At 39.9% G+C, this 21,187-nt stretch carries 19 protein-coding genes; 18 read left to right on the forward strand and 1 reads right to left on the reverse strand.

Features of this window, described 5'->3' with window-relative positions:
• The first annotated feature begins 8 nt into the window (after positions 1–8).
• From N780_RS12410 to N780_RS12485, 16 genes are all read left to right on the forward strand, one after another.
• The gene (locus N780_RS12410) at positions 9–416 is read left to right on the forward strand and encodes a DUF350 domain-containing protein (protein WP_036784531.1); all 408 of its coding nucleotides are present in this window, start codon (positions 9–11) and stop codon (positions 414–416) included.
• Positions 417–758: 342 nt separating this feature from the next.
• A complete protein-coding gene (locus tag N780_RS12415) occupies positions 759–2,474 on the forward strand; it encodes a long-chain-fatty-acid--CoA ligase (protein WP_036784533.1) in 1,716 nt (571 codons plus the stop codon).
• A gap of 134 nt (positions 2,475–2,608) precedes the next feature.
• Positions 2,609–3,205 carry a fatty acid metabolism transcriptional regulator FadR gene (gene fadR, locus N780_RS12420; RefSeq protein ID WP_036784535.1) on the forward strand — a complete coding sequence of 199 codons (597 nt, stop codon included), beginning with the start codon at positions 2,609–2,611 and terminating at the stop codon, positions 3,203–3,205.
• 15 nt (positions 3,206–3,220) lie between these two features.
• Complete coding sequence (locus tag N780_RS12425; protein WP_036784537.1) at positions 3,221–3,994, forward strand: enoyl-CoA hydratase; 774 nt, start codon at positions 3,221–3,223, stop codon at positions 3,992–3,994.
• A gap of 17 nt (positions 3,995–4,011) precedes the next feature.
• The gene (locus tag N780_RS12430) at positions 4,012–4,785 is read left to right on the forward strand and encodes an electron transfer flavoprotein subunit beta/FixA family protein (RefSeq protein ID WP_036784540.1); all 774 of its coding nucleotides are present in this window, start codon (positions 4,012–4,014) and stop codon (positions 4,783–4,785) included.
• 27 nt (positions 4,786–4,812) lie between these two features.
• A complete protein-coding gene (locus tag N780_RS12435; protein ID WP_036784542.1) occupies positions 4,813–5,793 on the forward strand; it encodes an electron transfer flavoprotein subunit alpha/FixB family protein in 981 nt (326 codons plus the stop codon).
• A gap of 173 nt (positions 5,794–5,966) precedes the next feature.
• Positions 5,967–6,281 (forward strand): thioredoxin, encoded by a 315-nt coding sequence (gene trxA, locus N780_RS12440; RefSeq protein ID WP_036784544.1) that lies wholly within the window; start codon positions 5,967–5,969, stop codon positions 6,279–6,281.
• Between the two features lie 164 nt (positions 6,282–6,445).
• Positions 6,446–8,254, forward strand: a complete 1,809-nt coding sequence (uvrC, locus tag N780_RS12445; protein WP_036784546.1) for an excinuclease ABC subunit UvrC — start codon at positions 6,446–6,448, stop codon at positions 8,252–8,254.
• Positions 8,255–8,698: 444 nt separating this feature from the next.
• Positions 8,699–9,925 (forward strand): hypothetical protein, encoded by a 1,227-nt coding sequence (locus N780_RS12450; RefSeq protein ID WP_036784549.1) that lies wholly within the window; start codon positions 8,699–8,701, stop codon positions 9,923–9,925.
• Between the two features lie 153 nt (positions 9,926–10,078).
• A complete protein-coding gene (locus N780_RS12455) occupies positions 10,079–11,017 on the forward strand; it encodes an NAD-dependent epimerase/dehydratase family protein (RefSeq protein ID WP_036784551.1) in 939 nt (312 codons plus the stop codon).
• Positions 11,007–11,939 (forward strand): lysylphosphatidylglycerol synthase transmembrane domain-containing protein, encoded by a 933-nt coding sequence (locus tag N780_RS12460; protein WP_036784554.1) that lies wholly within the window; start codon positions 11,007–11,009, stop codon positions 11,937–11,939. The genes N780_RS12455 and N780_RS12460 overlap by 11 nt, the downstream gene beginning before the upstream one ends.
• A 4-nt stretch (positions 11,940–11,943) precedes the next feature.
• Positions 11,944–13,404, forward strand: a complete 1,461-nt coding sequence (locus N780_RS12465) for an alkaline phosphatase family protein (RefSeq protein WP_036784555.1) — start codon at positions 11,944–11,946, stop codon at positions 13,402–13,404.
• Entirely contained in the window at positions 13,401–14,132 is a 732-nt protein-coding gene (locus N780_RS12470; protein ID WP_036784557.1) for a glycosyltransferase family 2 protein, read from the forward strand. Before N780_RS12465 ends, N780_RS12470 begins: the two co-directional genes overlap by 4 nt.
• 643 nt (positions 14,133–14,775) lie before the next feature.
• Positions 14,776–15,525, forward strand: coding sequence for a hypothetical protein (locus N780_RS12475; RefSeq protein ID WP_036784559.1), 750 nt, complete (start codon positions 14,776–14,778; stop codon positions 15,523–15,525).
• Positions 15,526–15,547: 22 nt separating this feature from the next.
• Positions 15,548–16,483 (forward strand): FTR1 family iron permease, encoded by a 936-nt coding sequence (locus tag N780_RS12480; RefSeq protein WP_036784562.1) that lies wholly within the window; start codon positions 15,548–15,550, stop codon positions 16,481–16,483.
• 86 nt (positions 16,484–16,569) lie between these two features.
• Positions 16,570–18,021 (forward strand): glycosyltransferase family protein, encoded by a 1,452-nt coding sequence (locus tag N780_RS12485; RefSeq protein WP_052115054.1) that lies wholly within the window; start codon positions 16,570–16,572, stop codon positions 18,019–18,021.
• Here the strand turns inward: N780_RS12485 and N780_RS12490 are convergent.
• Positions 18,002–18,433 (reverse strand): YslB family protein, encoded by a 432-nt coding sequence (locus N780_RS12490; protein ID WP_036784565.1) that lies wholly within the window; start codon positions 18,431–18,433, stop codon positions 18,002–18,004. The genes N780_RS12485 and N780_RS12490 overlap by 20 nt on opposite strands.
• A gap of 327 nt (positions 18,434–18,760) precedes the next feature.
• On the opposite strand from N780_RS12490, the gene N780_RS12495 reads away from it, so the two are divergent.
• Together N780_RS12495 and sdhA are read left to right on the forward strand one after the other, a co-directional pair.
• Positions 18,761–19,369, forward strand: coding sequence for a succinate dehydrogenase cytochrome b558 subunit (locus N780_RS12495; protein ID WP_036784567.1), 609 nt, complete (start codon positions 18,761–18,763; stop codon positions 19,367–19,369).
• Between the two features lie 55 nt (positions 19,370–19,424).
• Positions 19,425–21,185 carry a succinate dehydrogenase flavoprotein subunit gene (gene sdhA, locus N780_RS12500; protein ID WP_036784570.1) on the forward strand — a complete coding sequence of 587 codons (1,761 nt, stop codon included), beginning with the start codon at positions 19,425–19,427 and terminating at the stop codon, positions 21,183–21,185.
• The last annotated feature ends 2 nt before the right edge of the window (positions 21,186–21,187 follow it).

Raw genomic sequence — 21,187 nt, forward strand, 5'->3', positions numbered from 1 at the left:
GGGAGAGAATGATGAACTTTTGGGAGCACGCCCTGGTAGAGACAGCAGCACGATATAGCGTTGCTGTTCTCTGCGCTGTTTTATTCCTTGCGATCTTTGAAGTCGTAACGAAATACAACAACTGGGAGCAAATCAAGAAAGGGAATTTTTCAGTAGCCATGGCTACTGGGGGGAAGATCTTTGGGATTTCGAATATCTTCCGGTATTCTATTCTCCACAACGATTCTCTTTTAGAAATGATGGGTTGGGGTTTATATGGATTTATATTGCTATTATTCGGTTATTTCATTTTTGAGTTCCTGACCCCAAGCTTTCGTATTGATGATGAAATTGAAAAGGATAATAGAGCTGTTGGTTTTATATCAATGGTCATTTCGGTAGGACTATCCTTTGTCATTGGAGCAAACATAAATTAAGGGAGAGAATCAGATGGAAACTTTAGCGAAAGTTTTAGGCATCGTTTCCGCCGCTTTTATCATCGTGGGAATTATTTATATGGTGTTTTTCGTTTAACCTGAAGCTTCCGCTGACTCTTAACAAGTCAGTGGAAGCTTTTTTATATCTCGGATCCTGTTTTAAGCAACATTCGTGCCTTCTGTAGAAGACTAGAAGCTGAGAGAATGCTTCCGATTACTCACATTGAGCACATTAAGAGGGAGGATTTCGGTTAAATTTTCTAAATTATCTTTCAATTTTGGTGGGACTATCGTTATAATATAGGTAGGAAGTCTATTTTTTATTATTGGAGGGGGTACGGTATGAGTGAATTGCAGAAAGTAGATTCACGTCCATGGTTAAAACATTATCCGAGCGAGATTCCAAAGTCTATTCAGTACGATGTAAAGCCAATCCACCAATTCTTAGAGGAAAGCGCTCGAGAATACCCAAAAAAGAAAGCGCTTCACTTTTTAGGGAAGGAAATGTCGTATGAGTCTTTATACTCAGAGGTGAAGCAATTTGCAAGCTACCTGCAATATTTAGGGTTGAATAAAGGGGACCGAGTTTCTATTATGTTACCGAACTGTCCTCAGTCTGTGGTCGCTTACTATGGGATTTTGTTAGCTGGTGGAGTGGTGGTCCAAACGAATCCACTTTATGTTGAACGTGAACTCGAGTATCAAATGAAAGACTCGGGTGCAAAAATGATTGTATGTTTAGATGTTCTGTACCCTAGAGTATCAAATGTTAAGGGAAAGACTGATCTTGAGCATGTAATCGTAACAGGGATTAAAGATTACTTACCATTCCCTAAAAATATTGTTTACCCATTTATTCAAAAAAAGCAATATGGTCTAATTGTCCAACCAGAACATGGAGGCGATACACACGTTTGGGAAGACTTAATGTTAGATGCTTCTGGAATCGTAAATGAAGTAAATGTAGACCCTAAAGAAGATGTGGCGATTCTTCAATATACGGGTGGAACAACAGGTTTTCCAAAAGGCGTAATGCTCACCCACTTTAACTTGGTATCCAATACTCAAATGTCCGATGCTTGGTTATACAAAGCGAAAAAAGGTGAAGAAGTCATACTTGGTATTCTTCCTTTCTTTCATGTTTATGGCATGACATCGGTCATGAACTTATCTATTATGTTGGGTAATAAGATGGTTCTGCTTCCAAAATTTGAGGTGGAGGATGTGCTTAAAACCATTCAAAAACAACGTCCAACGCTATTCCCTGGGGCTCCTACGATTTACATTGCACTCTTAAATCACCCATCCCTACAGAAGTATGATTTATCTTCTATTGAGGCTTGTATTAGTGGTTCTGCACCACTTCCTGCAGAAGTACAAGAACAATTTGAGCGAGTGACTGGCGGAAAGTTAGTGGAAGGATATGGTCTTTCTGAGTCTTCCCCTGTTACGCATTCAAATTTTGTTTGGGAGAAACGAATCAGTGGAAGTGTGGGCGTACCATGGCCTGATACAGATGCAAAAATATTTAAACCTGAAACAACTGAAGAAGCTGAACCTGGTGAAATTGGGGAAATAGCGGTCTATGGCCCTCAAATTATGAAAGGGTATTGGAACAAGCCCGAAGAAACAGATCAGGTGTTACGTGATGGATGGTTACTGACAGGTGATTTAGGATATATGGATGAGGAAGGATACTTCTATATTGTCGACCGTAAGAAAGATATGATTATTGCTGGAGGTTACAATATTTATCCTCGAGAAATTGAAGAAGTGCTGTATGAGCATGAGGCTATACAAGAAGTTGTAGTAGCGGGAGTGCCTGATCCTTATAGAGGTGAAACAGTGAAAGCGTATGTTGTTCTAAAAGAGAACAAAACCCTTACAGAGGAAGAACTGGACGCATATAGCCGCAAACACATTGCTGCATACAAAGTGCCTAGGGTTTATGAATTTAGAACAGAATTGCCAAAGACAGCTGTTGGTAAGATTCTAAGACGTTCTCTCGTTGATGAAGAGAAAGAAAAGCTTGCCCAATCCAACAAAACAACTAGTTGAGCCTCTGGCTCTTTTTCTTTGGAATGAATACAGACAAGCCTACTATATTAAGATTGACAGAAGTCAGATCCTTTTGTAGAATAAAAGATGAATGAATAGTCATTCATTTTACGACGTATAGTAAGGGGATCCACATGAATAAAAATCGACCAAAGTATAAACAGATTATCGACGCAGCAGTTGAGGTCATCGCCGAAAATGGCTATCATTCCTCGCAAGTATCTAAAATTGCCAAAAAAGCTGGAGTAGCTGACGGTACAATTTATCTTTACTTTAAAAATAAAGAAGACATCCTCGTGTCGTTGTTCCAAGAAAAAATGGGACAATTTATCGAAAAAATAGAGGAAGATATAAAAACAAAGTCGAATGCTAAAGAGAAGCTTCTTGCGATGATAAATACTCATTATGGATTATTATCACAAGATCACCATTTAGCAATTGTCACACAGCTAGAGTTAAGACAATCGAATAAAGATTTACGTCTAAAGATCAATGATGTATTAAAACGTTATCTATTAGTTATTGATCACATCGTAGAAGAAGGAAAAACAGAAGGGCTTTTTCATGATTCGCTTGATTTACGCCTCGTTCGCCAAATGGTATTTGGTACGTTAGACGAAACGGTAACGAACTGGGTTATGAATGACCAGAAATACAGCCTTACTGAGCAAGCTGAGGAAGTTCATGAACTTCTAATTCATGGACTTACTATACATGCTAAACAAGACTAGGGGAGGGATCGTCATATGGATTACTTGCAGTTAGAAGCTAAAGAAGGCGTGGCGGTTATTACGATTCAAAGTCCACCTGCCAATGCATTAGCTAGTTACATTTTAAAAGACCTTGCCTCAGCTTTTGATGAGATTGAGGCAGACCGTTCTTTAAAGGCTGTCGTTTTAAAAGGAGAGGGGAAGTTCTTCTCAGCAGGGGCAGATATTAAAGAATTTACGTCTTTTCAGAGTCAAGAGGATCTAAGTAATTTGGGCCGTGAAGGGCAGTTGCTCTTTCAACGTATAGAGAATTTCAGAGCTCCTGTTATTGCAGCCATTCACGGAGCTGCATTGGGTGGTGGCCTGGAACTGGCTATGTCATGTCACATGAGGATTGTGACAGAAGATGCTAAGCTTGGATTACCTGAACTATCACTAGGTATTATCCCTGGTTTCGCTGGTACACAGCGACTTCCGCGTTATGTTGGAAGTGCCAAAGCTTACGAAATGATCTTAACGGGTGACCCAATCACGGGTAAGGAAGCGTATACAGCTGGGCTTGCTAATAAAGCGGTTACATTTGATGCTTTGGAAGAAGAAACTATGAAACTAGCAAAAAAAGTAGCCACAAAGAGCGGCCCTTCTATTGAAGCTGTAATGCGTCTGATCCCTCATACAATTACTTCTACCTATGAACATGGACAGCAGCAAGAAGCAAAAGAATTCGGGCAGGTCTTTGGCAATGAAGATGCCAAAGAAGGTGTGCAGGCTTTTATTGAGAAGCGCCAACCAAACTTTAAAGATCAATAGTCTTAGGAGGTTATATGATGAACATTTATGTATTAATGAAGCGAACATTTGATACTGAAGAGAAGATTCAGATTGACGGAGGACGTATTGAGGAAGAGGGAGCAGAATTTATCATCAACCCTTATGATGAGTATGCAATTGAGGAAGCAATTCAATTAAGAGATGAACATGGTGGTGAAGTAACTGTTGTAACAATAGGTGAAGAGGAGTCAGAGAAGCAACTTCGAACAGCGCTGGCAATGGGAGCAGATAAAGCCGTGCTGATTAACACAGAAGACGACCTTGAAGAAGGGGATCAATTTACGACTGTTAAGATTTTAGAAGCTTTCTTCGAAGATAAAGAAGCGGATCTGATCCTAGCTGGAAATGTTGCGATTGATGAAGCAAGTGGGCAAGTAGGACCACGCCTAGCTGAACGTTTGAATTTTGCTTGTGCTACAACGATTACAAGCATTTCAGTAGACGGGGATAAGGCTCAAATTGAGCGAGACGTTGAAGGAGATGTTGAAAAGATAGAAACATCTCTACCGTTACTTGTTACATGTCAGCAAGGTTTGAACGAACCTAGGTATCCATCTCTTCCAGGTATTATGAAGGCGAAAAAGAAACCTTTAGAAGAGCTTGAATTAGATGATTTAGACCTTGAAGAGGATGACGTAGAAGCGAAAACCAAAACAATTGAAATCTATCTTCCTCCTGAAAAGGAAGCAGGTAAGGTGTTAGAGGGAGAAGTAGATGACCAGGTGAAAGAGCTTGTGTCTTTACTACAAAACGAAGCGAAAGTACTATAAATCATTGTCAACGAAAGGGGAATCTGTATGAGTCGCAAAGTATTAGTGATCGGAGAAGTTCGTGAAGGGGCATTGCGTAACGTTTCATTCGAAGCTATTGCAGCTGCAAAAACAATGAGTGATGGCGGGGAAATTGTTGGTGTATTATGTGGTTCAGACGATTTAACAAATATGGGTAAAGAGTTGATTTATTACGGAGCAGATCGTGTTGTTACGGTTCAAAGCGATCAATTAGCATCTTATACATCTGAAGGTTATAGCCAGGCGCTTATGGCTGTAATTGATGATGAGAGCCCTGAAGGTATTGTGATGGGACACACTGCTATAGGTAAAGATGTTACTCCAAAACTTGCAAGTAAAATTGAAACCGGTCTCATTTCTGATGCCGTAAACATCGAAGAGACGGGTGACAATATAGTCTTTACTCGTCCGATTTACTCTGGTAAGGCTTTCGAAAAGAAAATCATTACAGACGGTTTGATTTTTGCTACGATTCGACCTAACAATATTAAGGCACTTGATCGTGACGAAGGACGTTCTGGTGAGGTGACAGCTAAAGAAGTGGATATTAAAGATTTACGGACTGTCATTAAAGATGTTATTCGTAAGAGTACTGAAGGAGTCGACCTATCAGAAGCCAATGTCATCATTGCTGGGGGTCGCGGGGTTAAAAGTGAAGACGGGTTTAAACCATTAGAAGAATTAGCTGAAGTATTAGGCGGTGCTGTCGGTGCTTCTCGTGGAGCATGTGACGCTGAATACTGTGACTACTCCTTGCAAATTGGTCAAACCGGTAAAGTGGTAACACCAGACCTTTATATTGCATGTGGTATATCAGGAGCGATTCAACACTTAGCAGGAATGTCGAATTCAAAAGTTATTGTAGCGATTAATAAAGATCCAGAAGCAAATATATTTAACGTAGCGGATTATGGAATAGTCGGAGACCTTTTTGATGTTGTACCTAAATTGACAGAAGAGATCAAACAAATTAAAGTAAATGCATAACCATTCTCTAGAGGTGCTCTTTGTAGCACCTCTTCCCTTTTTTAGTATGCTAGTTACGAATAAATAGCATACCTACGGGGAAGCTATCTTATAAACAGATTATTAGCCAGGGAATTGTTGAAGTGATATACTTTAGACATATTCGATTTACATGCAATTGAGGAGGAATACACATGGCTATTACACATGCAACTGATCAAAACTTCGCACAAGAAACAGGTGAAGGTTTAGTTTTAGCAGATTTCTGGGCACCTTGGTGCGGACCTTGTAAAATGATCGCTCCAGTTCTTGAAGAAATGGATGCTGAAATGAACGATCAAGTAAAAATTGTTAAATTAGACGTTGACGAAAACCAAGAAACTGCTGGGAAATTCGGTGTTATGAGTATCCCAACATTACTTCTTTTCAAAGATGGTAAAGTTGTTGATCAAGTTGTTGGTTTCCAACCTAAAGAACAATTAGTAGAACTAGTGAACAAACACGCATAAGCACCGAAAAAAACAGCCTGAGTCATCAGGCTGTTTTTTCAATAATAAGTGATTTTTTTTGAAAGATCCCGCATCTTAGAAACACATTCCCTGTGTTAGGTGGAAGATGGAAGAGGGAATAGGGGCTATAAATATCGTTTTGTAGTTTGGGAGAGTGATGAAACGTGTCTGATAACATCAAAGAAAAACTCGCTGTCCTTCCAGATCAGCCAGGATGTTATTTAATGAAAGATAAACACGGAACGATTATCTATGTAGGTAAATCGAAAGTGTTAAAAAACCGAGTCCGCTCCTATTTTACAGGAGCAAACGATGCGAAAACACAACGTCTCGTACAAGAAATAGTGGATTTTGAGTACATTGTAACCTCCTCTGAAATAGAAGCACTTATATTAGAGATGAATTTAATAAAGAAATATGACCCTAAATATAATGTCTTATTAAAAGATGATAAAACATATCCCTACTTAAAAATTACTGCAGAAAGACATCCCCGTCTGATCGTGACAAGAAAAGTGAAAAAAGATAAAGGCAAGTACTTTGGGCCTTATCCGAACGTAATCGCGGCCCGAGAGACGAAGCGACTTCTTGACCGACTGTATCCTTTAAGGAAATGCAATACAATGCCTGACCGAGTCTGTCTTTACTATCATATGCATCAATGCCTCGGCCCTTGTGAGTACACAGTCACAAAGCAACAGAACCAAGATATTGTAAATGAAATTGCACGCTTTTTAAGCGGGGGCTTCAAGGACATCAAGCAAGATCTTCAATCGAAGATGTACAAAGCCTCTGAGGACTTGGACTTTGAAAGAGCTCAAGAGCTACGTGATCAAATTCAGCACATCGAATCCGTCATGGAGCAACAGAAGATGACCTTAAATGATCAAGTTGATCGGGATATTTTCGGGTACTCTTATGATAAGGGATGGATGTGCGTGCAAGTGTTCTTTGTAAGGCAAGGTAAACTTATTGAACGCGATGTTTCTATCTTTCCGTTTTTTGATGATGCAGAAGAAACATTCTTAAGCTTTATAGGGCGATTTTATCTGCACCAAAATCATCCAAAACCTAAGCAAGTTTTGATTCCGGTAGGAGCAGACCGTGACGTCTTGAAAGAATTGTTAGAAGTAGACGTAACGATACCGATGAGGGGTAGAAAGAAAGAGCTTGTAGAATTAGCAATGAAGAATGCTGAAATCGCGTTACAAGAGAAGTTTTCATTAATAGAGAGAAATGAAGAAAGAACGATTAAAGCTGTCGAGGAACTCGGTGAGAAGTTGAACATTGAGATACCACACCGAATTGAAGCTTTCGATAACTCCAACATTCAGGGGGCTGATCCAGTCTCAGCTATGGTCGTTTTTATTGATGGTAGACCTGAAAAGAAAGAATACCGAAAATATAAAATTCGTGACGTTAAAGGCCCTGATGATTATGATACAATGCGTGAAGTAATCAGGAGACGTTATAAGCGAGTAATACGAGATGGGTTGCCGCTACCTGACTTAATTGTAGTAGATGGTGGTAAAGGGCAGATGTCAGCTGCCACAGATGTTCTAGAAAATGAATTGGGTCTTGATATCCCCCTTTGCGGACTAGCTAAAGACGATAAGCATAGAACAAGTGAATTGCTTTATGGCGATCCCCCTGCTGTTGTAGAGATGGACCGTCAGTCTCAGGAGTTCTACTTAATTCAGCGTGTACAAGATGAAGTCCACCGATTCGCTATATCATTTCACCGTCAATTACGTGGGAAAGGTGCAATCCAGTCCGAGCTTGATAAAATCCCGGGTGTAGGAGAAAAAAGGCGTAAGCTTCTGTTACGTCATTTTCAATCCGTTAAGCACATCAGAGAATCAAAAGTTGAAGATTTAACCAAGCTCGGTGTACCAAGCCCCCTTGCTCAAACCATTCTCGATTATCTTAATCAACCAGCAGATGAGGAAACTGAGGAAGAAACCCTAGAATAGTATGTGATGTAACGCCTTCTCCTAAATTAGGAGAAGGCGTTATTTATTCCATATAGTCCCCTTTTTAGCTGAAAGAGGCCGTTACGTTATAAGTGCGTGGGCTTGCTCGGGGACAACTCGCTTTCCTGCGGGGAGCTGGGAAGCCTCCTCATTCGCTTCGCTCTCTGCTGGGTCTTCCCTAGGCTCACCAGCTCCCCACAGGAAAGCGAGTGGTTTCCAGGCCAACCTTACGCTCATATAAAGCAAACGGAAATACTCACTCAACTGTGAGTCTTCAACAATCCTGTCCATATCTGGAATAAGGCAACGATGATCGAAAGTGTAAATAAAAGGATGTATTATACACTGTAAATGAAAAAAGTTCTCATTGACATTGAGAATCGTTCTCTATATAATACATAACAGAACATCATTGAAAATCATTTTCATTTGGGAGGATTACATATGCCATTTAGCTTTAAGAAAACATTACTATTCACGGGGTTATCGTTTTCACTTGTTCTAGCAGGATGTGCTGGTGAAAGCGAAGGGGAAGATGAATCAGAAGGTACAAATTCTGAACAGCAAGAAGAAGTGCAAGAGAACGAACAAGAAGAAAAAGAACAAGATCAAAATCAAGAGGCTGAAACGGCTTCCATTGAAGATCAGGTTCAAGCTTATAAAGATATTACAAAAGAACTAGGTAAGATGAAAGAAGACCAAGAAGTAAACTGGGACATGATTAAAGATACATATACAGCGGAACTTCAACCCTCTTTAACAAGTGTGAACGGCGAATTTGATCAGGCAATTACGGCTGCTATATCTGCAGGGAAAGATGGTTCTCTAGAACAGAATGCAGCTCGTCAAATCATTGATAAAACGACTCAATCATACTTCTACCAAAAGCAAAAGGGGATGCATGGTGAAATTGCTAAAGAGCTAGAAGAAGGAACAAAAGAGAAAGCTCAGCAACAGTTTGACCAGCTTAAATTCCTAGCTAACGAAGTGTTTATCCCTACAGCTGTGAAGCGTGACAGCTATTATGAATTAGAAGGGGACTCAAGTCTTGAGCAGAACATTAATGCTGGCTTAACGACACAACAGGAAGCACTACAAGCTGGGGATGCAGAAGACTTTGGTGTGTACAAACAGATTACAGACAAATCAATTTATCGCAGTTATTTCCTAGCAGCTCAGTCTTATGCTGAAAAGATTGAAAAGGCAGCTAATGAAGGTGCTTCGAATGATGAGCTGACTGTAAAACAAGCAGAAGCATGGGGCTTTTATCAAGCTATAAAAGGGTCACTTTCTTCTGGGGACGAAGAAGCGGCTAAACAAATTAGTACTTTATTCAGCCTTGATCAAACAGAACCAAATACAATCAAAGCGGATGAAGTAAATGATTTATTTGTTCAAGCTCTTGTAGGGAAGATCAAAGGCTATCACACTGAAGCAGTGGAAGAAGTGAAAAACGGAAACATTACGAAAGCTCGTACAGAAGCTCTTGAAGCAAACATGTTTACAAAGGCAATTGAAATGTCTATGACAGAAACGCTTGGCGAAGAGCAGTCTAAGGAAACACTTCAAAAAGCAGAATCTTGGTTAGAGGCAGTGAGTAACGAGAATGCTGAAGAAGCAGAGCAACTTGGTCAAGAAATTGTTTCAACATTAGACCAGCTTGTAAAGTAATCTTCTTGAGAAAAGATCAAACGATAAAGAAGATCCTGTAACTTAGATCTAAGTTACAGGATCTTTTTATTGGGATGATTAACTCTAAACAGGCTATTCGAAACACTATTTAATTGTGATAAAATGAACAAGATGTCTTGACGAGGTGAGAATATGAACATACTACTAACCGGTGGAGCTGGATTTATAGGTTCACATTTGGCTGAATCTCTATTAAAAGATAGCCATAAAGTAACCATTATAGATAAATTTCACCCTTACTATGATTACAGTCGTAAGAAGGAACAGTTAGACCGTCTCTTTAGTTACGGTAACCTTACATTTCACGAAGTAGATTTATTAGATAAGGAAAGTTGCGCATCTATTTTCAGTCCATCATTTGATGCTGTTGTCCATTTGGCCGCTCTACCTGGAGTCCCCTATTCATTCGAGCAACCATTAGAATATGTTGATGAAGATATTAAAGCCACGATCAACGTATTAACGCTTGCTGGAGAAGCTGGAATATCGCATGTATTATTTGGGTCTTCTTCATCTGTATACGGAAACAGGTCAGGAAAGATGAGTGAGGATTTACCTATACAAAATGTCTCTTCCCCTTATGCCGCAGCTAAGGTGAGCGGAGAAACATATGCACACATGTATCAACAAGTATACGGTTTCCAATTAACAGTTTTCCGTTACTTCACAGTATATGGGCCATGGGGAAGACCAGATATGGCGATTCCAAAATTTATTCAAGCAAGTCTTCAGGATGAACCGATCGTTGTATTTGGGAACGGTACAGCTCGTGACTATACCTATATAGATGACATAGTGGATGGTATGCGCCTTGCGCTACAACATAGTAAGGGGAATCACGTTTATAATATTGGTTCAGGTAACCCGGTCACAATTGAAGCATTAGTCGGGTCTCTGAAAGACATGTTTCCTGACTTGAAGGTTAATCATTCTCCCTTTCGAAAGGGCGATGTACAACAAACATGGGCTGACTTAACGAAAGCTAAACAGTTACTAGGATACGAGCCGAAGCACACGTTTGAAGAAGGTCTTAGAAAAACGGTTCAATGGTTTATGAGTTATGAAAAGTAAACGAATGGTCAGTTGGACCATTCGAATAGCTGGTATCCTTTTATCGGGCCTATTTATATATCTAACTCTACAATACTTTTCATTAAAGACGGTTACACGTGTCGCAATGGAGTTGATTTATTCCCCCTTATGGCTAGGGGTAATGATTTCAACCTACGCTCTTTCGTTTTGTGTGAAAGCATACGTTTGGCAGAGCTATATAGGTGAAAAAGGAAGCTTTGCTCCTTATTGGTCTGGTATACATTACGCGCTATTTATGAATCATATTCTTCCCTTTAAAACAGGAGATGTTGTAAGAGCAGGTGTGATTAAAGGGGCGAAACCTTTATCATGGGAGGAAAGTGTAAGTAGTGTTGTGGCAATGAGGGTGCTTGATTTAGGAGGGCTTGTTCTTTTAGCTGGTATTGGCACTTTTATATATATGGATACGTTTTTCTATGTGGGGATCATTACCTTGACTGTTATGGTCTTATTTGTACTCGTGCTACCTTTTCGCGCTAAGCATACACTAAGGAAATCTATTCTCAGATCTATGGTCCATTTTGCATCTACATTGTTATCTATTAAAGGACTACTATTATTTGGTCTAGTTCTACTAAGTTGGGTACTCGAAGGTTTTACGATTTATAGTGTTGGTAGGATTGCAATTGAAGGTATTGGATTCTTTGAAGCCGTTTGGGCGACATCTGTTGCTGTAGTAAGCGGTGTGTTTCAGGTCACCCCTGGCCACATTGCAGGTTATGAGAGCGTTCAGAGTTATGCTCTTACCTTCATAGATGTTCCGATTGAGACGGGTTATACAATTGCAATTATTACGCATGTTTTTAAATTTATTTATGCCTATATAACGGGGCTTATTAGTTTTTATCTGACCCCCGTTTCAAGCAACGTTGTTAAAAGATGGTTTAAGAGGAGGGGATAATACAATGAAACAAGCTTCATCATTTGAAAAAGTAGCAGCACGAGGATGGAATTTATTAAACGAAGGAAAACCTTTCACTCCTATTTTTGTTTTAGGCATAATGCTTTTGTATCACTTAAACGATTTGTATACATCAGCTGGGGCGTTAGCAATCAGCGTCATATACGTACTACCGTTATTAGCCTTGTTTTATTATTTTGATTTCCCATTGTTATTAAGGTCGTATTTATGGATCCCGGTTGTCGGGTTTTTAATGATCTTCGAAAGTAGTTACTTATCGTTATGGTTATTAGCTCTGGGTTTATATTTCTTCTTTACTGTGTTCTTTTGGGGAACTTTTTATTATCATATGAGAATTGGTACTACATGGTGGAATTTTACGCGATTTTGGAAGCTCGTACTAAAGAATAGTGACTCAACAAGTGGGAATGCACAAGAGCAAATACCTAAAGTTGTTCTCCTGCTAGGAGTGTGGGAGTATGCTTTTCAACATTTGGATACGGGCGGTCTAAGTATTACCAATCTATATCAGCTTATCCTGTTCTACGCAGGTGTAGCGGTCTTTACATGGGTTTTGCACCATTTTCTATTTGATTGGAAGCCAAAGCCTTATGAATCGTACACGAAAGAAAATTACAAAGAAGCAGACGAAGCAACTAATGAGCGGGTTATTGTAATTGTTATTGATGGAATGAGAAAAGACCGTTTTGAGGCCGCTCATACACCTTTCCTTGATTCTTTAAAACAGCAAGGAACAGAATATACTCAAATGGAGACCGTATACCCTGCCCGTACGGTTGTCTGTTTCACCTCTATGTTTACTGGAACCTATCCATTTGAACATAAAATACAAAGTAACATGGTATGGAAGCTCGGGGCACAAACCGAAAGTATTTTCGATTCCTTACGTAAAGTAGATAAGAAAGGCCGATTACTTGGTATTGCTCATCTTGTTGATACGTTCGGTGATGATGTAGATACTGTAACGGCTGTTATGCATAACGATGTTGCGGATAAAAACATTGTTCAAAAAGGAAAGAAAATTATGGAGGAAGAAGACCCGGAACTATTTATCATGCAATTAATAAGTACCGATCAAACAGGACATAGTCGCGGTGTGTTATACGATGATTATATCGAAAAAATCGAAGAAACAGATGCGCTTGTTAAAGATTATGTAGATTGGTTGACGAAAAAAGGGTTTATGGAAAATACAACCCTCATGGTTTGCGCTGATCATGGTCAAGCTGATGGTATAGGTGGTCATGGTCACCTTGATGAAGGAGAACGGTTCGTTCCATTCTTCATGACAGGCCCAACTATAGAGAAGGGGAAACGTGTGGAGAAGAAGCATAGTCTTGTATCTCTAGCTCCAACGATTGCACACTTACTTGGTGCACCTTTCCCTGACCATTCACGTGGAGAAGTGTTGACCCAGCAGAAGAAGGAGGACCCATCATCATGAAAAAGGTAGTCGTATTTTTACCTGCTTACAACGAAGAAGATTGTATAGAGGAAATGATTCAAACGATCCCTCGTGAAATGGGGAGTAATGTGGAAGTGAAGATCATTGTCATTGATGATGGTTCTAAAGATAATACAGTTGAGTTAGCCAAGAGAGCAGGAGTTGATGCGGTTTATCAAAATGAAACCAATCAAGGATTAGGAGCTGCTGTCCGACAAGGGTTTCAACGTTCTTTAGAATTAGGAGCAGATATCGGTGTTATGATTGATGCTGACTTGGAATACCCAGGCCGTCAAATCCCTGATGTGATTCAGCCTATATTGGACGGTAAGGCTGATTATGTTATGGGGTCCCGTTTTCTTGGCACCATTGATGGGATGAAGTTACACCGACGCCTTGGGAACTATGCTTTCACCCTTCTTCAATCTATTCTCTTGAGAAGGTGGATTCATGACGGGCAATCTGGTATGAGAGCTTTTTCTAAAGAGGTTCTACAAGAGGCTGAAATTATCCATGACTACAATTATGCCCAAGTTGTTACCCTCAATATTGTTAGAAAAGGTTTCCGAATGAAAGAAATTCCTATTAATTATCAAGTTCGAAAAAAAGGTGAATCCTTTATTAAATTCAAGGCTTATATGAGCTCTGTGTTACCTGCAATTTATCGTGAAATGAGGCGAAAACCAATCCCATTCACTAAATCACAGAGGAATGAAGAGTGGACTTGATATAGCCATGCGGTGATAGGGGGAACGAGTCGTTTCCCCTATCACCTTTTTTAATAATAGGCTATTCAAGAATAGGGCAGTAATCTTGAAGACTCGAAGATGAGAGATTGTTTCTGTTTGCTTTAATTGAGTGTAAGTTGGGCCTGGAAACCACTCGCTTTCCTGTGGGGAGCTGGTGAGTCTGCCCACGGGAGTCTCGTAGACTCCAGGCCCACCTTTGCCATATTAGTGTGAACAGAAACAAGCCCTGTGAGAAGAAACAAGATTAAATTGCGTGATCGCGGGACCGTTAACTTAGTTAACGTAAGGGCTAGCTCGGGGACTGCGAGACTCCCTCGGGGTAAGGAGCCTGGGGAAGACCCCACAGAGAGCGAAAGCGAACGCGGAGGCTTCCCAGCTCCCCGTAGGAAAGCGAGTTGCCCCCGTGCTAGCCCAACCACTCATTAAAAGTAACGGTTCCTTCCAGCTAAAACATCTCAACTTTGAGTCTTCCATATAAGGGGCTTATATGGAACGGAAAAATAATTACCAGAGATCTCTGTTATTGTTTAACTTAAAGAAAACCATCTAATAGGTAAAAAAATGCTGAACTCTGCTTGACGCAGACGTTGATAATCATTATCATTATCGTAGGAGGTCTCAAATGAAAAAGATTATCATTTCCATTATAACGCTTACACTTAGTTTACTAATTATTGATCCACTCAATACAGCTGCTTATTCTTATGGGGACCCAGGTGAAGAAAAATTCGCCGAAGCTTATAAAGAAGTGAAACAATATGTTGAAGCTGATGATTGGGATCAAGCCGAACAAGTCATTGAAACATACGATAAAGAATTTAACTTATACTTTAAACAAACGGTTCCTTACATAGAGGAAGCGCTCGAAAGTCAAGACCAAGAGTTGCTTTTAAAGAGTTATCGAACAGCACTACGGTTGAATGTAGAGCGTCGTCTTCATTTCGCTCAGGAACAGTTTGAGGATTATGGTCAGGCGAAATTATTACTCGCTAAAGCACGAGGTACATTTGACGTCTTACAACCTTCCTTTAAAGATGATCAAGGGGAAGAAGCCGCTCAATCCATTTATGCCTCTTTTGATCAAGCCTTGCAATCCTTAGGAAACCCAGGTCTATTTGGAATTGGGGATCAGCAAAGTGACCAAGAGACGTTTGATCGAGAAATAGAAGCGATCAACACTTCTTTAAAAGAAGCTTTTCCAGTTCCTGACCAAGAGGATAATAATGCGAACTTAACAGAAGAAAACTTAGGACTGTTTGGTGGAGGAGATGGAGAGTCAAATCCTATGTGGAAGTGGGTCTCGATCGGTCTTGTTGTCCTATTTGTCTTATTAATTGTCTTTAATAGAATGAAGAATCGTAAGAAAGAGTAGGCATAGAAGGGGGAGAACAACTATGGATTTTCAGGCCTTTTTGATTACACTGAGAGAGGCATTAGAAGCGATATTAATTGTTGGTTTGATTTTAAGTTATTTAACGCGCTTAGATGCGAAGAAGTACCATCCGTGGGTGTACGCTGGTGTGTTTTTTGCACTCTTAAGTAGCTTTGGAGTTGCTTTGTTATTCCAAGTTATTTTTACTGGCTTTGCTAGCTTCGGGTCTGAAGTATATTTGAAAATAGGTATTCTGTTTGCTTCAGTCATACTGCTTAGTCACATGGTCATGTGGATGAAGAAAGAATCGAAGAACGTTAATGGAGACATGCAAAAGAAAATCAATGCTGCCGTGACGGCAGGGAGTGTGACTGCTCTCATTCTTCATACGTATTTAATCGTTCTACGTGAGGGCGTAGAGACCGTGTTCTTCTTTGCTGCTATTAGTGGTGGAGATATCCAGGAAGTCTTTACAAGTTATGGAGCTCTTAGCGGCTTAATGCTTGCATTAATATTAGGATATCTTTTCTTTACTGGGACCATGAAGTTCTCTTTAAAAACGTTTTTCCGAGTTACAGGAGTATTAATCATGTTCATAGCTGCTGGACTATTGGTACAAGGAGTCGGAATGCTGCAGGACTTAGGGAAGATGGGTTCTGTATATGAGACAGTACAAGGGACTCCTAAAGCGGTTTATAATATCGTAGAAATTATGCCTGAGCACTATCAAGACGAGATGCATTTTGAGCGTGACACAGGTAATGATGTAATGATTAGTGGTCAGATTGGTTTGTTTATGGCTGCCATGTTTGGATACAGTCATAATCCAACTGTTGAACAAATCGCAGCATATTGGTTGTACTTTGCATTTATTATTGGTGCAAATATGTTACATGCTAAGGAATTCACACTATTTAGAAGAAAGAAGTCTAAAGCAGTGGATCAAACCGTAGCATAAGCCTATCCCCCTTATAAACCTAATTTTATGAAACCCGCCATATGTGCGGGTTTTTTCGTATCTAATTGCAAGAAGGGAACAAGTTCATGAAGAAATTCCGATTTTTAGAAAAAAGCAGCTCAGGAATAGCAGTTTTATGCTTATTAGTGGTTGTGCTTGCTCGTATTCATTATAGTAGCGATTTCGCAAGAAGCTGGGATGCAGTGGATTTCGCGTTAGGTGTTCAGTCGTTTAACCTTCTGGATATGCAACCACATTTCCCGGGATATCCTTATTTTATTTTGGGTGGTATGCTTCTTGAGAATTTTGTGAATGATCCTGCTTTGGCACTCTCAGTATGGAATAGCGTGCTATCCCTATCATCTATCATTCCAATGTGGCTAATCTATAAACGTTATCTCTCTACAGGCAGAGCGATTATTGCTATTTCACTATCACAATCAGTTCCATTTCTAAATATCATTATAGCTTCTCCGATGTCTGAGGGAATGGCATATACAGTGATGTGGTGGTACATATGGAGTCTTGTGTTAGCACTTGAGAAAGGGAAGTATAGTTTCGACCTTCTCTCTCTGTTGTTATTTAGCATTCTTATGGGTGTAAGGCTTTCTTATTTGCCTTTAAGTATTGGTATTTTAATCATATGGTACAAAAGGTGGAAGGAAAAAGGCGGGGCTCATGTTTTAGAACAAGCTGGAGTAGCTATCATTTTTCAACTCTTTTGGGTTTATCCCCTTGTTTTGTCAGTTGGAGGGATAGGGAGCTTTGAGTACATTGCTATTGAATTTGTGAAAGGCCATTTTACAGGGTGGGGTGGATCCATAGCGACTGAAAAAGATCCTTTCTTTATTCGAATAATCACGTTTTTATGGGGTAATATTCTGTGGGTAGGTCTTTCGCTCAAAACTGTTGTCATTCTGTTATTATATAGCACTCTTGTTTTTTATAACGTCTCCCGACCTCTGAACCTTTCTAATCGAAAGCTATGGTGGAGTTTGTTAATGGCTTATACTATCTGGGCATTCTTTGCTCAGAATGTAGATAAACCAAGGCATATTATACCAGTTGTGGTTATACTTATAGCGATCCTACTTACGCGCGCGCTTCAATCAAGAAGTAGAGGAGTGTTGTGGATTAGCACAATCCTACTTATTGTTCAAACCACACTAAGTATACAATACGTAGAAAAGCAGGCAACGGAGTTACCTGCTACGTATCAATTGGCACAATACATTGAGCAACAATCTGAACCTCTAAAGATATATACTTGGGAAGAAGAGCGGGTGTTGCAGTATGTAGGAGTATCGATTGCATTTAAAAAGGTTCAAACGTATACCCTTTTTGAACAAGATGCAATGAGACAACGAGAGAAAGGGAGATCGGTCTATGTTACAGAACGGGCTGTGCGTGGGTTCTCTCAACAAGGAGTAGATACGTCTTCCTTTATCCCTGTTAAACAATTTGAATCTGACTCCTTATTTGATCCTGTTTATAGTGATATTACTTTATTTAAATGGATTAAGTCGTCATCACAGTAAAGGATATCGTTTGTTTTTTACTATTGCATTCATAAGCGGACTCGGCTGTGGTGCCTATGAGCAATGTAATTTGTTCTGCTAAGAAGCCAGCCTCTAACCGAAAATTATATGGGGTTTTATACTTTAATCTTTTTTGGGTTAGTTCGCCAGAAAGAGTAAATTGGTACTCTTTCTTTTTTTCTTTATCTAAATAAAGCTCACCCCAGGACATTGCTCCAAAAAATGTTCCGATTTCATCAATAGATTCGCAAGGGTATTTTCGAGCCAAGCTTTTTCCCATAAAATATAAGATCGTATCTTTTTCTTTACCTAATAAATCTGGCAAAAGTTGATTCCTCAGTACCTCATGGCCAATTAATGAAGAGGGTACATCACTGTATTCATCGAATAAGTTGGCGATTTGTTCATTCATTTATGTTCATCCTCTCTGCTCTTTTCATTATTGCAGGGGGCACGGTTCTCTGCAATATGTTCTTTCCGAATAGAGTGTAAAGATATCGTTTTATGAGTTGAACTTTAAAACAAAAACCACAATCAACCAATTTATTAACTTGTTTTCTTGACGCTTACCATGGATAGAAGTACAATAAACGTGACATAAATTGTGCATTTTTTTCAGATAAATTGAGGGAACGCTCGAGTTTGTTTCCTTTTTTTAAGGGTTTAGTAAAGCGCTTTATTGTCTGAAAAGTTTGCGCAAATAAAGTTACATACTATTCGAGGGGGGTAAACGTCACACATGGCAGGCAATCGAGAGTTTTTTTATCGCAGGTTACATTCATTACTAGGGGTTATTCCAGTTGGGGTGTTCTTAATCCAACACTTAGTTGTGAACCATTTCGCAACAAGAGGGGAACAGGCGTTTAACGATGCGGCTCACTTTATGGAGAGTCTTCCATTCCGCATTGTATTAGAGCTATTCATTATCTTCATTCCTCTTTACTTCCATGCCATTTACGGGGTTTATATTGCCTTTACGTCTAAGAATAACGTAAGTCAATATGGTTATTTCCGTAACTGGATGTTTTATTTACAGCGTATTTCCGGGATTATTACGTTAATCTTTGTAACATGGCACGTATGGGAGACGCGAATTCAAGCAGCTCTTGGAGAAGAAGTTAACTTTTCCATGATGGCAGATATTTTAGCAAATCCGTTTATGGTTGTTTTCTACATAATCGGTGTTGTTTCGACAACATTCCACTTCGCGAATGGATTATGGTCGTTCTTAGTAAGCTGGGGCATAACAATGTCTCCACGTTCACAGCGCATTTCTACTTATGTAACATTGGCGATTTTTGTCGCACTAAGTTATGTAGGTGTAGCAGCTATCCTAGCATTTATTTAAATGTACGTACGATATAGACGTCTTTGAAAGAATTTAAGGGAGTGAGCATTAAAAAATGAGTAATCAAAACATCGTAGTCGTAGGCGGGGGACTCGCTGGACTAATGGCAACAATCAAAGCCGCTGAAGCCGGTGTACACGTGGACTTGCTTTCCCTTGTACCTGTTAAGCGTTCTCACTCTGTTTGTGCGCAAGGCGGAATTAATGGTGCTGTTAATACAAAAGGAGAAGGGGACTCTCCATGGGAACACTTTGATGATACGGTTTACGGAGGAGACTTTCTAGCAAACCAGCCTCCAGTTAAAGCAATGTGTGACGCAGCTCCAAGCATTATCCATATGCTAGATCGTATGGGGGTTATGTTTAACCGTACTCCTGAAGGATTACTAGATTTCCGTCGTTTCGGAGGTACTCAACACCACCGTACGGCTTATGCCGGTGCGACAACAGGTCAGCAGTTATTATATGCTTTAGATGAACAAGTACGCCGACATGAGGTGGCAGGGCTTGTAACGAAATACGAAGGTTGGGAATTCTTGTCTTCTATCATCGATGATTCTGGTGTAAGCCGTGGTGTTATGGCGCAGAATCTCAATTCCCATGAAATTAAAGCCTTTAGAGCAGATGCCACTATTGTAGCTACAGGTGGTCCTGGGATCATCTTTGGTAAATCTACGAACTCTGTAATCAATACAGGTTCAGCGGCTTCAGCACTTTACCAGCAAGGGGCGGTTTATGCAAACGGAGAATTCATCCAAATTCACCCTACTGCAATTCCTGGGGATGATAAGTTACGTCTGATGAGTGAATCTGCACGTGGCGAAGGTGGCCGTGTATGGACTTATAAAGATGGTGAGCCTTGGTACTTCTTAGAGGAGAAATATCCTGCTTATGGAAATCTTGTGCCTCGTGACATAGCAACACGTGAAATATTCGACGTTTGTGTGAACCAAAAGCTTGGTATTAATGGTGAAAATATGGTTTACCTCGACCTTTCTCATAAAGATCCTAAAGAGTTAGATGTTAAGTTAGGCGGAATTATAGAAATTTACGAGAAATTTGTAGGGGATGATCCTCGTAAAGTGCCAATGAAAATCTTCCCAGCTGTTCACTACTCAATGGGTGGACTTTACGTTGATTATGATCAAATGACGACCATTCCTGGTGTATTTGCTGCTGGTGAGTGTGACTTTACTCAACACGGTGGTAACCGTCTTGGAGCGAATTCACTTCTTTCTTCCATTTTTGGAGGCATGGAAGCAGGCCCGAAAGCCGTTCAATATATCAGCGGATTGGATAAAACGGCAGAAGATATGTCTTCTACTCTATTCGATAATAAGTTAAAAGAAGAACAAGAGAAGTTTGATGCGATTCTGAATATGAAGGGTACTGAAAATGCGTATCAAATTCATAAAGAACTTGGAGAATGGATGACAGATAACGTTACCGTTGTGCGAGAGAATGAAAAACTTCGCAAAACGGATGAGAAAATTCAAGAGCTTCAAGAGCGCTTTAATGATATTAACATTAATGACACAACAAGATGGAGTAACCAGGGGGCTATGTTTACCCGTCAACTCCAAAACATGCTTCAACTAGCTCGTGTTATTACGATTGGTGCATTGAATCGTAATGAAAGTCGTGGTGCTCACTATAAACCTGAGTTCCCAGAACGTAATGATGAAGAGTGGCTGAAGACGACGAAAGCAAGCTATGATCAAGAGAATAATGCCCCGGTATTTAGCTATGAAGACGTGGATATTTCTCATATTCAACCACGTAAGAGGGACTATTCAAAAAGTAAAGGGGGTAAATAAAC

The organism is Pontibacillus chungwhensis BH030062, assembly GCF_000770675.1.
Taxonomy (GTDB): Bacteria; Bacillota; Bacilli; order Bacillales; family BH030062; genus Pontibacillus; species Pontibacillus chungwhensis.